Origin of the sequence: Caldimonas brevitalea, from assembly GCF_001017435.1 — a bacterium.
GTDB lineage: Bacteria > Pseudomonadota > Gammaproteobacteria > Burkholderiales > Burkholderiaceae_C > Caldimonas > Caldimonas brevitalea.
In genome coordinates, this window is record NZ_CP011371.1 from 2158779 (window position 1) to 2173895 (window position 15117).

At 67.6% G+C, this 15117-nt stretch carries 12 protein-coding genes; 7 read left to right on the forward strand and 5 right to left on the reverse strand.

The window, feature by feature from the left end:
* Nucleotides 1-158 precede the first annotated feature (158 nt).
* From AAW51_RS29810 to AAW51_RS29815, 3 genes are all read left to right on the forward strand, one after another.
* Nucleotides 159-335: a hypothetical protein gene (locus AAW51_RS29810; RefSeq protein WP_157359700.1), complete on the forward strand. Its 177-nt coding sequence runs from the start codon at nt 159-161 to the stop codon at nt 333-335.
* A 543-nt stretch (nt 336-878) separates the two neighbouring features.
* Complete coding sequence (locus AAW51_RS09420; RefSeq protein ID WP_047194411.1) at nt 879-1796, forward strand: PEP-CTERM sorting domain-containing protein; 918 nt, start codon at nt 879-881, stop codon at nt 1794-1796.
* 49 nt (nt 1797-1845) lie between these two features.
* Complete coding sequence (locus tag AAW51_RS29815) at nt 1846-2949, forward strand: O-methyltransferase (RefSeq protein WP_157359702.1); 1104 nt, start codon at nt 1846-1848, stop codon at nt 2947-2949.
* A gap of 63 nt (nt 2950-3012) precedes the next feature.
* Here the strand turns inward: AAW51_RS29815 and AAW51_RS09430 are convergent, their stop codons facing one another.
* On the reverse strand, nt 3013-3399 hold the full coding sequence (locus AAW51_RS09430; protein ID WP_047194413.1) for a tautomerase family protein: 387 nt from the start codon (nt 3397-3399) through the stop codon (nt 3013-3015).
* A gap of 297 nt (nt 3400-3696) precedes the next feature.
* Here AAW51_RS09430 and AAW51_RS31110 point away from each other — a divergent pair, with 297 nt between their 5' ends.
* The 3 genes from AAW51_RS31110 to AAW51_RS09445 are packed head-to-tail and all read left to right on the forward strand — an operon-like array spanning nt 3697 to nt 8389.
* Entirely contained in the window at nt 3697-6789 is a 3093-nt protein-coding gene (locus AAW51_RS31110) for a DUF1800 family protein (RefSeq protein ID WP_169788001.1), read from the forward strand.
* 10 nt (nt 6790-6799) lie between these two features.
* The gene (locus AAW51_RS09440) at nt 6800-8179 is read left to right on the forward strand and encodes a DUF1501 domain-containing protein (protein WP_047194414.1); all 1380 of its coding nucleotides are present in this window, start codon (nt 6800-6802) and stop codon (nt 8177-8179) included.
* A 12-nt stretch (nt 8180-8191) separates the two neighbouring features.
* On the forward strand, nt 8192-8389 hold the full coding sequence (locus AAW51_RS09445; protein WP_047194415.1) for a YqaE/Pmp3 family membrane protein: 198 nt from the start codon (nt 8192-8194) through the stop codon (nt 8387-8389).
* 169 nt (nt 8390-8558) lie between these two features.
* Here AAW51_RS09445 and AAW51_RS09450 read toward each other — a convergent pair whose 3' ends face one another.
* The gene (locus AAW51_RS09450) at nt 8559-11384 is read right to left on the reverse strand and encodes an NUDIX hydrolase (protein WP_053013448.1); all 2826 of its coding nucleotides are present in this window, start codon (nt 11382-11384) and stop codon (nt 8559-8561) included.
* A 730-nt stretch (nt 11385-12114) separates the two neighbouring features.
* Between AAW51_RS09450 and AAW51_RS09455 the strand changes: the two genes are divergently transcribed.
* Nucleotides 12115-12867 (forward strand): hypothetical protein, encoded by a 753-nt coding sequence (locus tag AAW51_RS09455; RefSeq protein WP_053013449.1) that lies wholly within the window; start codon nt 12115-12117, stop codon nt 12865-12867.
* Between the two features lie 114 nt (nt 12868-12981).
* Here AAW51_RS09455 and AAW51_RS09460 read toward each other — a convergent pair whose 3' ends face one another.
* From AAW51_RS09460 to AAW51_RS28005, 3 genes are read right to left on the reverse strand one after another with little or no spacing between them, the layout of a single operon-like run.
* Complete coding sequence (locus tag AAW51_RS09460) at nt 12982-13380, reverse strand: nuclear transport factor 2 family protein (protein WP_047194416.1); 399 nt, start codon at nt 13378-13380, stop codon at nt 12982-12984.
* On the reverse strand, nt 13377-13814 hold the full coding sequence (locus AAW51_RS09465; protein ID WP_047194417.1) for a MerR family transcriptional regulator: 438 nt from the start codon (nt 13812-13814) through the stop codon (nt 13377-13379). The genes AAW51_RS09460 and AAW51_RS09465 overlap by 4 nt, the downstream gene beginning before the upstream one ends.
* 48 nt (nt 13815-13862) lie before the next feature.
* A complete protein-coding gene (locus tag AAW51_RS28005; protein WP_157359720.1) occupies nt 13863-15047 on the reverse strand; it encodes a hypothetical protein in 1185 nt (394 codons plus the stop codon).
* Nucleotides 15048-15117: the final 70 nt, after the last annotated feature.

Here is a 15117-nt window from a genome sequence, read left to right on the forward strand (position 1 = left end):
CGGCGGTGCACCGGGTTGGCGCATTCGCATCGGGGCATGGCGACCCGGCCACGGCTCTGTTACACCGGGCGCATCATCGGTGCGCTGGAAGGCGCCGCACCGGTGCGAGAGCCGGTTTCGCCGTCCGCAGCGGTCGGCGACCTGCACGAGGAGTGAACATGAGCACGATGGTCGAGGTGGCTGTCGTCGGCGCGACACACCACCGACTGTCGCAAAAGCGGATGCAGTCTTGCGGTGCCAGTTCGCTCGTCGTTCGCGACGTTGCGGGTCTCGGTGGCCTGCCTAAGGGCCGGCGGTATCGCGGCGAGTGCATGTCCATCACCGCGACGGCGTAGACCACGCCGACGGCACCGCAATCTTGTGCTGCAGGCAATAGGCCGGCATCCGCTGCCGCAGGCTGACCCTGCGCTGCCCGTCAACGATGCTCATGATGAGCCGTGCCCCCGGGAACAGGTCCCCACCGTCAAGAACGAGGACTGTCACTGGTCACCCGCGATCTCCGTGAGTCTCCGGTCGAACTCGAGTGACCCTGGCGGCGTCAACTGTGGTTCGTGATGTGCCAATGGAGCGCTGGGCATCAGGCACCGATGGCACGAACGCCTCTGCAACTGCCCGTTCGGAATGGATGGCAATGACCCAGCGCGCTTGTTGGGAGGTCGTGCTTCGATGGCGAACGTGTGTCTGCTGCGAAGTGGACGGTCAGGAACCTCGCTCACGCAGTCGACGGTGGAACGGACGCGACGAACCGATGCCGTCTTGGTGAGATCGGGAACCCGGTCGAAGCGCGACGCAACGCTGTCGACGCTACGAGGACTTACGCCGATCCCGTGCAGCCCCTCGTAAATTGATGGACCTATCCACTCGACAGGGAGCCCAGCATGCCCTTCACCCGATCCGTGTCCGTCGGCCTGCTCTGGGTCGCCGCCTGCGGAGCCCCGGCCGTTTCCGCGCTCGCCGCCGAAGCCTCGGCGACGATGGATCAGTTTCGGTTCCAGGTGCGCGACCTTGACCTGACCGATGGCGTCGACGCGGGCTACCGCCTCCACGAGTCGCGAACCGTGCTGGATGGATCGCTACGCCGGCCGGACGATTTCAATGGCGGGCCGGTGCCCGGCTCCGGCCAGCCCTTCTTCCAAACTGCCACGTGGGAGCAGACTTGGCGGCTCGAGGCTGGAACCGCGGCGCGGGCTGCGGTGGGCAATGGGTGGTTGAGTTCGTCTGGCACCAGTGGTGACCAGCAGGGCGAGTTCTGGGCAGGATCGACCATCACGACGCCGGCATCGTACTCGGGCAACTTCCTGCTCGCCCCACATAGCGAGCTGACGATCTCGATCGACTACACCCTCTGGACCCAGGTGTCCGGGGGGCGCTCTGCAGACGGTACGACGGAAACGGCCGGCGCCCGCGTCGAGGCCAGCGTCGAACATGGTCACTGGTCATCGCCGACGACGCTGGCGGCCGATGCGCAGGAGATCGGGCTGCCGCGCGCGCCCGTCGCGCTCGGGTCGTTTGACGACCTTCGTGCCAACGGCCGTCTCTTGCTGACCATCACGAACACGGACGAGTGGGAGAACTTGTACTCGTTGGAACTGCGAACCTCGGCCTGGGGGCAGGGTATCGACGTCGCTGCCGCGGTGCCGGAGCCCGACACCTGGGCGCTGAGTGTCGCAGGGCTGCTGGCGATAGGCGTGAACGCGCGCCGCGCCAAGACGCGGGCAGGCGCGCGCCGGCGCATCAAACGAGCTTGCAGGCCCAGTGCACACGGGCCCTGCCCATCCGCGCACACGACGGCCTGACCGGGCGCGCGGCGGGCAGGGCGGATCGCTCGCCCTGCCGTGAACGTGAATGTTCAACATAGCTGCACCCATCGCAGTTGGCAAGCATCTCGTGAACAACGACTGCACCCGCCTTCTGCAGCAGAGCCTTGCGGCGCGGTTCTCGCGCGCCGGGGGCAGAGGGGTGACAGATGACGCAAGCGGGCCGGGCCACCAGGCCTCGGAGAACTCACAGTTGCTGCCCCATGACACCCGCCATACCGTAGCCGCGGCGAGCGCACGCGAGCCGGTCGTTCCCGCGTCATCCCCGTGTTTTTCCCAAGGCGTACTTGCGTCCGGACGCGCCAAGCTCGCCTTTCACGCGACGGATGGGAGCGCCGATTGCTGCCGTTCAGCACGCAGCGGCAGTGCCGCCGGTGCCGAGTCATGCACTGCCGTCGAACCCATCGCCGCGGCCATCCAACCAGGAAGGGGAGACACGATGCTGATGAGAATCATCGCCGGTGATCACTATCGCAAAACGCGCTGGCATGACGAGAAGGGCAACTTCACGGGGTGGAAGACGCTGGCCTTGCATTCGCTGCCGGCATTCTGGACGGCAGCGCTGCGGGTGGCGGTGGGTTACCGCCCCGAGCTGCCGTGGATCGCGTTCTCGTCGATCGCGCGGCTGCAAAAGTTTCTCACCCCCGAGTCGCGCGTGCTCGAATTCGGTTCCGGCATGTCCACCCTCTGGTACGCACGCCACGCCGGCCAGGTGTGCTCGGTGGAAGACCACCGCGGCTGGTATGAACGGGTGGAACAGCTCATCCAGCGGCGCGGCCTGCGCAATGTCGAATACCGGCTCGCGGAGCAGCGCGACGAATACGTCAGCTTCAAGCGCGACGATCCGACCGGTTTCGACCTGATCATGGTTGACGGAAAATTCCGCAGCGAGTGTGTACGGTCTGCCACCTCGTTGCTTCGGCCCGGCGGCATCCTCTACCTCGACAACTCCGACAAGGACTCCAGCGGCCGTGGCGGCGACATGCGCCTGGCCGAAGAGCGCGCACTCGCGTTCGCACGCGAGCGCAACGCCCCTGCCGCCTACGTCACTGACTTCGCGCCGACCCAGTTGCTGGCGTGCCAGGGTCTGATGATCCAGCTGCCACGAGCGACCGACAAGACGACACACTGACGGCGCTCGGCAAAGCCGCAGCGGCGGGCGGTGTGCCCCCGCTGCGAGCCTTCGTGTCCTGTCTCAGACCTTCAGGTTGAAGCCCAGGTCCACCTCCGACGCCGGCAGGCCGCGGATCCCCCAGTTCTCCAGCGCGGGCTCGTGGAGCACGATCGTGATGTCGCTCGGCTGGATGCCCAGCGCGCCAAAACGGCTGACCACGCCGGCGTACAGCTGGCGCTTGGCTTCGAGTGAGCGCCCGGGGAAGACCTGAAACTCCACGAAGGTGTAGTTCTCCGTCTTGCCTGGCGGCACCGGAAAGTGCTCCGGTGTGTGCTCGACGTAGCGAATCTGCTTGTCGTCTTCCGGCAGTTTGAAAGCGATCAGCTGCGCCTGGTACACCGCGTCGATGAGAGCGCGGACCTGTTCTGGCGGACGGGGGCGGCAAACTTCAATCTTCACGATGGGCATGCGGGTCTCGTGTTGTAGGTGATGTTGGTGAGGGCGGCCGATGCGACCGCTTCGCCACTTTACGAAATCGACCCTGCGCCACACCGACCGGCCGCCGAGCCCAGTGGCAGAGGGCCGGCCGCTCCGTTGGTGCATCGCGGCGCGCCGTTTGCCGCCGGCGGTTCGAATGGGTGCCCGAGCGGAGTGCCCAGCATGACGACTGCCGGCGGGAGCCTTCCATACTTCGCACGCCCAAGGCCAGCGCACGTCTTCAACGTCGTGACGATGGTCTGGCTCGAACACGATGGAGGCTTGCAGATGCGAGAAGCAGGGAGTGCCATCCGCGCCGGATGGAAGGTGACGACGACGCTGGTGTGCACGGCCGTGCTGGCAGCCTGTGGGGGCGGTTCGTCCGGCACCCAGACGCCGGCGGCCACCAACACCACGAACGGCAGTAGCAGCAACACCACCAACACCCCCAACACCGCGGACGGTGCCAACCCGTTCCCGAGCGTGCCGGACACGCCGGTGCAGCCCGCAGCGGTGACGCCGGCCGCGGCCTACCAGGTGCGCAACGGCAAGCTCTACGATCCGTGCGGAGAAGAAGTCGTGCTGCGCGGCGTCAACAAGATGGCGGTGTACGCCGACCGCGCCGGCAACTCGTTCCCCGAGATCGCCAAGACCGGTGCCAACGTCGTGCGCTTCATGTGGATGACCGAGGTGCCGGCGTCCGAGGCGGTACAGACGCTGCAGCGTGCCGTCGACGCCGGGCTGATCCCGATGTGGGACCTGCACGACGCCACCGGCGACTTCGCCAAGCTGGCCCAGGTCGAAGCCTTCTGGACCCAGCCCGCCACGCTGGCCGTGTTGCGGCAATTCGAGTCCCGCCTGCTGCTCAACATTGCCAACGAGGCCGGCAACGTCGTGAGCGACGACGAGTTCGTCGCCACCTACACGCGCATCATCGCCAAGCTGCGCACGGCCGGCCTGCGCATGCCCTTCGTGATCGACGCGGCCGGCTGGGGCCGCAACGTCGAGCAGTTGTTGCGCATCGCGCCGCGCCTGCAGACGGCCGACCCGCTCCACAACCTGGTGTTCTCGTGGCACGTGTACGACTCGGGCGCCAACCAGGCCACGCGCATCACCTCGGCCTTCGATGCGGCGGTGGCGGCACGCATCCCGCTGATCGTCGGCGAGCTCGGCAGCGTCACGCCGGGCGCCTGCACCCAGGCCGTGCCCTACCAGCACGTCATCCGGCAGGCGCAGTCCAGAGGCCTCGGCTACCTGGCCTGGTCGTGGGACAACTTCAACAGCGACTGCAAGGCCGGTGACAGTTCGGCCTTCGACATGGTCGGCGACGGCATCCACCTGTCCACACTGAAACCCGGGTGGGCCACCGAGGTGGTGCTCAGCGATGCCGCCAGCATCCAGAAGACGTCGCGACGCAGCCACTTCCAAACCAGCCGCGGCGCCGGCAGCTGCTCGCCGATCCAGACGCCCCCTCCGCCGCCTCCGCCTCCGCCCCCGCCCCCGCCGCCCACCCCGACCGGGTGGGTGAAGGTGGCCGACGAGGGCGGCTCGTTCACGCTGCCGGCACCGCGGCTGGTGCGCTATGGCGCCGGCGCCAGCTGGATCGAGAGAACGCTGTCGGGCACCGTCGCGTGCAACAACGCCTTCTTCGGTCGCGACCCGCTGGTCGGCACCGTGAAGCAGTGCGACGTGCAGCAGGGGACCGGCAACCCACCGCCGCCGCCGCCGCCACCGCCACCGCCGCCGCCACCGCCACCGCCCAACCCGACGCCCGGCCCGACGCCCGGCCCGACGCCCGGCCCGGTCGGCGAGCGTCCCTCCCGACCGGAGGAGGCCGCACGGTTCCTGAACGCCGCCACCTTCGGTGCCGTGGAAGCCGACGTCAACCGCCTGATGGAGGTCGGCTACAACAACTGGCTGCGTGAGCAGATGAGCCTGCCGGCCAGCTCGGCACAGCAGCGCGCGGTGGCCGCCAACCAAGCCCGCAACGCGCCGCACAACCAGTACCTCGACGTCCAGACGGCGATCTGGACCAACGCGATCACCGGGCCCGACCAGCTGCGCCAACGGGTGGCCTTCGCGCTGTCGCAGATCTTCGTCGTCAACGCGCAGAACGCGACCCCGACCCTGCATTGGTACTACGAGGGCACCGCGCAGTACTACGACGTGCTGGCGCGCAACGCCTTCGGCAACTTCCGCACGCTGCTGCAAGACGTCGCCCTGCACCCGCAGATGGGCTTGTTCCTGTCTCACCTGGCCAACCAGAAGGAAGACCCGGCGACCGGCCGGGCGCCCGACGAGAACTTCGCCCGCGAACTGTTGCAGCTGTTCTCGATCGGCCTGTACGAACTCAACGAAGACGGCAGCTTGCGCCTGGTCAACGGCCGGCCGGTCGAGACCTACACGCAGGACGACGTCAAGGGCCTGGCCAAGGTCTTCACCGGCTGGAGCTTCAACGCCGGCCGCAGCAGCGACGACGATTTCTGGGGCTGGAACTTCAGCAACTCGTCGATGCCGGCGTCTGCCCGCTGGCAACCGATGCGGCTGTATGCGCAGCACCACTCGCCGTCGCAGAAGACCTTCCTCGGCACCACGGTGGCCGCCGGCACCGGCGCCGAGGCCGCCCTCAGGCAGGCGCTCGACCGGATCTTCCAGCACCCCAACGTCGGCCCCTTCATCGGGCGCCAGCTGATCCAGCGGCTCGTCACCAGCAACCCCAGCCCGGCCTACATCCAGCGTGTCAGCCGTGCCTTCGGGAACAACGGCAGCGGTGTGCGCGGCGACATGGCCGCGGTGGTGCGGGCGGTGCTGATGGACCCCGAGGCACGCGACCCGGTGCGCCCCAGCCACCCGCAATGGGGACGGCTGCGCGAGCCGGTGCTGCGCGTCACGGCGTTCTTCCGGGCCGTCGACGCCCGCGCCCGCAACGGCCTCTACACCTTCCCGTGGACCTGGGACGACAGCAGCATCGGCCAGGCGCCGCTGAGCGCGCCATCGGTGTTCAACTTCTATCGCCCGGGCTACACACCGCCGCAGACGCCGATCGCGAGCGCCGGCCTGGTGGCGCCCGAGTTCCAGATCACCAACGAGGTGTCGACGCTCGGCTGGGCGCGCAGTGTCCACCACATGCTGCAGTACCCGGCCAATACGCCGAGCGACTTCCCCTTCACGGCCGAGATCGCGCTGGCGTCCGACCCCGCCCGGCTGGTCGACCGCCTGGGCCGTTTGCTGACCGGCGGCACCTTGAGCGATGCCACCCGCCGGCTGGTGCAGGACGCGGTGGCCTCGGTGCCCGCCACCAGCCCGGCCGGCCTGCGCAATCGGGTCAACGTGGCGCTGACGCTGCTGTTGTCCTCGACCGAATTCCTCGTCCAGAAGTGAGAGGCCTGCCATGACCCAGTCCGCATCCCGCCGCGAGTTCCTCAAGCGTGCCGCGTCCTTCGCCGCCCTCGGCGCCGGCGCGCCGGTCGCGCTCAACCTGGCCGCGCTCGGCGCCGCCTCGGCCCAGACCGCCGGCGACTACAAGGCCATCGTGTGCCTGTTCCTGCTCGGCGGCAACGACAACGCCAACACGCTCATCCCCTACGACACGGCGGCCTACAACGCCTATGCGGCGGGCCGCACCAACCTCGCGCTGCCGCGCGCGGGGCTGACGCCGATCACCGCGCCGGCGCTCGGTGGGCGTCAGGTCGCGCTGCCGGCCAGCCTGGCCCCGCTCGCGCCGCTATACAACGAGCGCCGCTGCGCTTTCGTCGCCAACGTCGGCCCGCTGGTCGCACCGACCTCGCTCGAGGACTATCGGCAGCAGCGGACCCACGTGCCCGTCAAGCTGTTCTCTCACAACGACCAGCAGTCCACCTGGCAGTCGTTCGCTCCCGAGGGTGCGCCATCGGGCTGGGGCGGCCGCATCGGCGACCTGCTGGCCAGCCGCAACAGCCAGCGCAGCTTCACCGCCATCACCCTGTCGGGCAACACCGTGTTCCTCACCGGCACCACCGTGCAAGGCACGCGCGTCAACCCGGAAGGTGCGCTCGACGTGAGCCAACTGCACCCGCAGGGGCCGGCCGGGCAGCTGTTCGGCTCGTCGCAAGCGCTCAACGCCTGGCGCCAGATGGTCGCGACGACCGAGCGCAACAACCTGCTCGAACGCGAGTATGGGCAGGTGCGCCGGCGCGCCATTGCGGTCAACAGCCAGTTGGGCACGGCGCTGCAGGGCACCGCCTTGCCAGGCTCGGTGCAGTTCCCCGGCGGTGAACTGGGGCGGCAGCTGCAGATGGTCGCGCGGCTGATCGCCGCGCGCGCGTCGCTGGGCGCCGGGCGGCAGGTGTTCTACGTGTCGATCGGCGGCTTCGACCACCACAGCGGCCTGCTCGGCTCGCACCCGGACTTGCTGTCCGGCGTGGCGGCCGGCGTGGTGGCGTTCGACCGGGCCATGGTCGCGATGGGCTTGAGCCGCAACGTCACCTTGTTCAGCGCCTCCGAGTTCGGCCGCACCCTCGACTCCAACGGCGACGGTTCCGACCACGGCTGGGGCGGGCACCACTTTGTGGTCGGCGGGGCGGTGCGTGGAGGCGACGTCTACGGCCAGTTCCCGACCGTGGCCCTGCGCGGTCCCGAGGACGTCGGTCGTGGCTCGCTGTTGCCGACCACCTCGGTCGACCAGTATGCTGCGACCTTCGGCCGCTGGCTGGGGGTGAGCGACACTGACTTGCGCACCGTCACGCCCAACCTCGGCAACTTCTCGACCCCTCACCTGGGCTTCCTGACCTGAGCCCCTGCTGCGATGCGATTGTTGCTTGCGATCTTTCTGCCTTTCACGGTGTTCTTCACCATCGGCCGCCCCCTCGCCGGGGTCATCTGTTTGATCCTGCAGGTGACCTTGATCGGTTGGTTGCCGGCGGCGATCTGGGCGGTCTATGCCCTCAATGAGTACAAGACCGACCGCAAAATCCGCGAGGCGCTGGCGCGGCACCGCGGCTGACCGTTGACGAAGCTTCGATTCCCGCTTCTGTCACCGGCAGCCGAAACAGGCGTCGCCCGGGCCGGCTGGCACCGGTTCCACTTTTGCGCGCCGCAGATGCCCGCCGGCCGTCGCCTGAGATCTCCTGTGTGTCAGCGACCGGGCGCGACCGCTATACCGTTACCGCACCTCAACGGAACAAGACAGACGCGCTTTCGTTGTCTTGCAACCATTCGCGAAGATCCGACAGGACGCGCTTGTCGACCGATGTGTTGCACAGGCGGCTCGCATCGGAGAGCGGCGACAGTTTGACGCTCTGAGAGTCGCGCCCCATGTCGCTCGGGGTGCCGCCGACACGCTTGGCCACGTAGTAACGGGTGGACGAAGTGCTGCGGTCATAGTCGCCCAGGTGCCCCACCAGCTCGACATGCAACCCCGTCTTTTCGTAGACGCTCTTGACGGCGTTGGCTCGCAGCGGGATGGCCGACTTATGACCGGCCTTCGGGAAGGTGTGCTCGACACCGGCGAAGTGATCCTTGGGCTCCGCCAGCCACACCCGTCCGTCGGGCTCGACGATCAGCGCACCGGATGCCGCCTGCAGTCCCTTGGCGGGCTTGAAGACAGGGTCGACGAACGGAATGTGTCGCGTCTTGATGTGCGCCCACTCTGCGTCTGTTTTCGGTGCCTTCCAGGAAGCAAGGTCAACGCCGTGCAGCTTGCCGCCGATCTCGATCTCGGGGTCACGCTCGAAGGTATGCACGGCGCTGCGGTCGAGCAGCGTCGCCTGTGCCTTGGCGGCCCTGCGGTCGTCTTCGAGTTTTGTGCGCAGGTCGTCGATGATGCGGCGGTCGACGCCCATGTTGCAGAGCCGCTGCGCGTCCTCCAGCGTCGCCAGCTTCATGCTCTGCGATTCCCAGCCCATGTCGGACGGCGAGCCACCGACGCGTTTGCCGATGTAGTAGCGCGTGGTCGATGTCGTGCGGTCGTAGTCGCCGAGCATGTCGGTGATCTGCACATGCAAACCGGTTTCCTCATAGGCCTCCTTCATCGCGTTGGCCTTCAGCGAGAGGTCGGCTTCGAGCTTGCCTTTCGGCAGTGAATGCTCGGTGTCGGCGAAGTGATTGCTGGGCTCGGTGACCCAGATCCGGCCGTCGTCTTCGACGATCAGGATGCCGGACGCGGGCTTGCGGCCGGACGCCACCTTCATCTTCGGCTCGCTGAACGGCGCGGACATGTGGTCCGACAGCGCCTGCCATTCCGGGTTGGACGTCGGCGGGTGCGACCATTTCTTGAAGGGCACGCCCGCGTGCTCGCGCGGCACCTTGCTGCCCGGGGTCACCGTGACGGTGCTGTTCGCGTGCTTCCAGTGCGACGAGGGCGAAGGCCGGGTCGGGTGGTGCAGGACCTTCAGCTTTCCGTTCTCGTCCGGCTTGGGGTGGAAGTGCGGCAGCCCCGCGTCCAGCTCGGCGACGAGCCAGTTCTTCCGGGCGATCAAGGTATCGGCCAGGGACTTGCGCTCGTCCTTTGATCCCGGGCCTTGTGTCATGCAAAGCTGCCTGACGAGGGCGTCGTCCACGTGCTTCAGCTGCGTGATGCCGGCCTCGATTTCGCTTCGGCGCAGGTGACGGAAGGCCTGTGCGCTTTGCCGGTTCGGCCCGTCGAGCAACGTGACGATCTCCTTCGCTTCGGGGCCAAACGCCGCGCCCTTCGGCGCACCCTGCGCGCGGTAGAGCAAGGCGCCGCCCGTGTCGATGCGCACGGCGTTGTTGTCCTTGTCGACCTTCAGGTTGTCGAACTCGAGCCCGATCACGTCCCAGTTGGCCAGCCATGCGTCGGCGACGAAGCCACGGTGCAAACCATGGATCCTGCCGTTCGCGCCGGCCATCGCGTGCACGTCCATCATCCGCGACGCCAGGGCCGGTTGTCCGCCCCGCGTCACATGCTCGATCTGGGGCGCCTTGATATTCAGCATCGAATACAGCTGCGCCGCCAAGGCCTCGTTCTTCAGGTGATCGGGCGACCCTTGCTTGACATACCAGCGCACGCCTTCGGGGTCCCTGAAGATGCCGCCGACATTGGAGCCGAGTTGCTTGCTCTCCTGGACCCATTTGTCGGTGGCGCGGGGCTGACCGGCCACTTCAGACCAGGGCCGGCCGTAGGCCACCATGTCGATGGCATAACCACCGGGGGCCGGCTTCATGCCCCGAATTTCATAGCGATTGGTGATGTCGAGAACGATCTCATGTTCGCTTTCGATCTTCCCGGTGCCCGGCAACATGCTGGTCCGCAGCGTCACACCCTTTGCGCCGTTCTGATAGCTCTCCGGCCGGCCGCCGAAAACGGTGATGTTCAGCATGACGGCCGACTTCTGAGCCGTCTCTTCGGCCTTTGCGAATGCCTTCGCGATGGGCGCATAGGTGGTCGTGCTGGCCACACCGGTGCCAGTGAAGCTGCCGTCCGTCCGACGGAATCCATGGATCAAGGAGTGCGCCACGCTGCGACTCGAGATCCCCGGCGGCGTCTTCAGCACGGTGGCCAGAATGCTGTCCGGCAATGACAACCCGCGGTGGACCAGTTTCGATCCGCCTCGTGGGGCGATGTCGACCGAATACAACGGAATGGTGTTGCGCAGTTCGGCGAACTGTGGCCGTTCGCAGGCGCCGGTCGTGTAAAGCGTCAGCAAGTCGTGGAAGTGGCGGCCAGCGTCGGAGTGCAGCCCTCTCTCTTGCGCGTCGACGAGCGCCAGTTCTTCGTCGGTCTTGAAGGCCGCCTTCATGGACACCCCCAGTTTCGCCAGCTTCGCCGCGTCGGCTCCCCGGCCCTTGGACGTGAAGTTGGTTGTGCGGCTGGTCGTGCCCAGCTTGGGGAAATTGGACAGCGGCCCGACCGTCGAGAACAGCGGCGCCGGTTTGAACTTGCCCGGGTCGGCAGCGCTTTTCGGCGCCGCCGACTGTGAGGCGGAAGGATCGAACTGTGCGACAGGGGCGTGATGTCCGGCGATCTTTGGTGGGGGCATGGGCGTACTCCAGGCTCGAACGGGTGACAGGTGTTCCGCGTCGACTGTCTTGAACGGAGCGAGTCGGCCAGCCGACCCAACGCGCGGAGTTCTCGATGCGGTTCTGAGGTGACGGTTCGATGCTAGGAGTCGACCTACCCGGCGCGATGCTGCCGGGGCGACGTTTCATCAGCGTTTGCGAAGCGGAATGTCGCCGGACACGAGGGGTACTTGAAATGACGCGCGCTGAGCCGCGGGCACGGTCAGGGTGCGCCCAGTACGACCCTGGCCAGCTCCGTGTCCGGACTGTGGTGGTACCGATTCCATTTTTCCGCGACCCTCTTCGCCCCGTCGTGCATCGCTTCGCTCGGTCGGAGGGGCGAGGGGTGTCACCGTCCTACGCTGGGTTGCCTGGCCAGCACATCCCATCCATTGACTTCAAAAGGAACCCAGCATGACTCGCACATCCGGCTATCCAGGCCCGTCGAGCTACGGCGGCCCCTCCAGTTACTCCCAAGGCGGATCGCCCTCATCTTCGTCGTCTTCTCAAGGCCCGGCGTACTCGCACTCACGCTCGCGGCATTCGTCTCACGGCGGGCACTCCTCTTTGCAGCCCCGGTCGCCGGCGCTGTCGTCCAGAGAGCCTTCCCCGTCCGCGGCCTACGGCTCGTCGAGCCACCGCGGGATACGGCCGCATTCGGAAGATGTCGGCGAGCAGTTCTTGCTAAACCTCCCGGATCGAGGCCACACCGTGGCCACTTATGACGGGCAATCGAGCCGGCCCGGCTACTACCGCTTCACGACCAGCCACGGCGAGGAACTGCGGGTGCCCCGGGAGATGGTCCTGGGCTACCGGCCCAGGGTGGCGCATATGCACCCGCCGGGGGAGATCCGCCCGCCCGAGGAGAACCTGGCCGACCGATCCCATGTCAACCTGTCCGACGGCAATCTTTCCTACTCGCTGGCGCAGATCCGCCACGACCGGTCGCAGGCCGACCGGATCGCCGCCACCACGTACGGGCCGCACTCGCAACACCAGGACTACCAGGACAACGCGCACCAGCTGAACATGCTCGGCGTGCCGATCGTGCCCAACGTCGACATGGCCGCTCCCTCGACGGCAGGCCGACTCGGCCATCTGCCGCCCGACGCCCACATGCACTTCCAGATGCCGCGTGTGCCGCAAGGCACGTCAGGCTACTCGACGCAGCGCCTGGTGCACGACACCTTGGGCATGCCGCACCAGATGGGCGCGCCCGGGATGACGGTGAGCATCACGGCCCCCGATCCGTCGCAGTACAACCGACCGGGCACCCACAACCGCATCTACGGACTGGAAAACGGCAGCGCGGCCCAAGGCACGTACATGCACCAGACGTCGGCCGTCAGCGGCGCCGACCAGCATCTGGAGCAGTACGGCTATGAGCACAGCCAAACGACCACCAACCAGTCGACCAGTGCGGCCGACTATCGGCGGACCTACGGCTACGAGTACCGGCGCTGATGAGGTGCGGCGCCCGGGCAATCGTCTGGCCTCAGGTGTCAGCGATGGGCCCCGGGCGTCACCACCGGCGCATCCCTGCCGGCCCGGGCCCCTTGCCCGGCGCCGGCTTTGCTTTCAAGGCGCTCCCAACGCTGCGGTGGCCAGCTCGGTGTCCATGTACTCGGTCAGCTGGCGCAGCCGGCCGTCGACGATCCGGAACACCATGCAGTAGTCGTTGTCGTAGCGCTTGCCGGTCTTGGTCGTCACCTCGCCGCTGCACTCGACCACCACATGCTCACCCTCGGCGATGAAACGGTGCGCTCGGTTCACATAGGTGTCGGCGAACCGTTCGAACAAGGGCCGCAACAGGTCGCTCACCACCGCTTGCTTGCCCTCCCAGCGCCGCGACCAGGTGGACCGGCCGGGGATAACCCAGCAGAAGTCATCGGCCATCGCGTCGACGAAGGGCCGGCCGTTGCCCTGGGCCAGCGCTTCGAAGATTTGCTGCATCAGTCGTTTGTTGTCGTGGTTCATCGTGTCGTCCTCCGGCTTGGGGGTGGTGATGCGGGAAGTCGCATCGGGTCGAGCGGCGGCCGCTTCCCGCTGTCCAGCCATCGCTCGTAGAAATCGATCTTCGCGTCGAGCAGGCCCAGCGCGGCGCTCCACTCGGCCAGCGTCTGCTGCACACGCTCGCGGTGGGCACACAGCAGTGCGCGGCGCTCGTCCAGCGTGCTGCGGCCCTGTTGCACCAACGCGGTGTAGCGGCGCATCTCCCGGATCGGCATGCCGGTGCGCCGCAGCCGGTCCATCAGCCGCAGCCAGCCGACGTGCTGCTCGGTGTAGAGGCGACGCCCGCCGCCGTCACGCATCACGCCCGGCACCAGGCCCTGGGCTTCGTACCAGCGGATGGTGTGCACGCTGCGGCCGATCTCGGCCGCCAGCGTGCCGATGTAGAGGGTTTTGCTCATCGTTGTGCGCTCCAGGTTCGAATTGAATGTGCTAGAGCGCACTCTAGGTCAAGGGGGCGGCGCGAGCTTTTCGCCCCCGGTGTGTCCGCGTCGCCGCACTGCCTGCCAGCACCACGTCGCGACCAGCCCGAGCGCGACCAGCAGATTGGGCGACAGCAGGGCGCGCCCGCGCGGATAGGCGGCCAGGTGGGCCAGGTGGTACAGGCCCATCAGCCCGAGCAGGCAGATGGCGAAGGACAGCACCCAGCGGTGGGGCCACGGCTTGCGTGGATGCCCGACGCAGGCCATCGGATTGGGGCGGGCGGCAAAAATGAGCAGCACGACCAGCAGCGGCGCATGGCCGATCGCGTCGAGCACACCGGCCAGCGGGATCGCGCCCACCAGCAGCGCCAGCAGCACCAGTGACGACACGCGTGCCGACAGCCCGCCGAACACCAGCAGGAAGGCGAGGCAGAACTCGACGAAACCGGCCGACATCACGACGAACTGGCTGTCCAGGCCCATCGTGACCTGCCGCAGCTGGTGCTCGAGCAGGTCGTAGGACCATTCGGGATACACCCATTTCTCGATGCTGACCCACATCAGGCTGAAGCCGACGCTCAGGCGCAGCAGGTCGAAGCGCAGCACCGCGGAGGTGTCACGCTGCAGGGCGTCGAGCACCAGAAAAGCGGCAATGCCCACGAAGTAGAGGTAGTCGAGCAGGTGGAACCAGCCGTAGCTCCACACGGCGCAGGCGTACAGCACACCGATGCCCGCCGCGGCCACCGGCACGCTGGACCTCCATAGCACCGCCACGGCCACCGTGAGCTGGACTGCCGGCACCCAGGCGGCGCCGCTGGTCAGCTCCGGCGTCAGGAGGAAGGGGCGGTCCTGTGCATACCAGGGCACGCAGACGAAGTAGACCGCCACCCCCGCCCGCAAAAGCGCGGACGCCGCCGCAGCACCGCTGGCGCCCGACAGCAGCGCCGGCGGCGGTCGCCCCTTGCAGCGCCGCCGCACCTGCTTGTCGACGGTGAACACCGTGGCCATCACCACCAGCGCGGCGCAGAACAGCGCGGCGAACAGCGGCGACGCGACCACCTGGGCAATGTCCAGCGGCGACGAGACGCAGTTGACCACTTTGGAGAACCACTTCACATGGGCCTCGCCCGGCACAGGGCACGACGCCGCCCCTCCGGCGCAAAGCAGGGCCATCACCCGAGGGGCACGGCGGACGGTGGTTGAACGCAGCATGGTGGCACCCCCTGAAGACGAAGGTTGCGGGCGCGGAGGGTGGGCACGACGGGTGGCGGCCAGGCCTGCC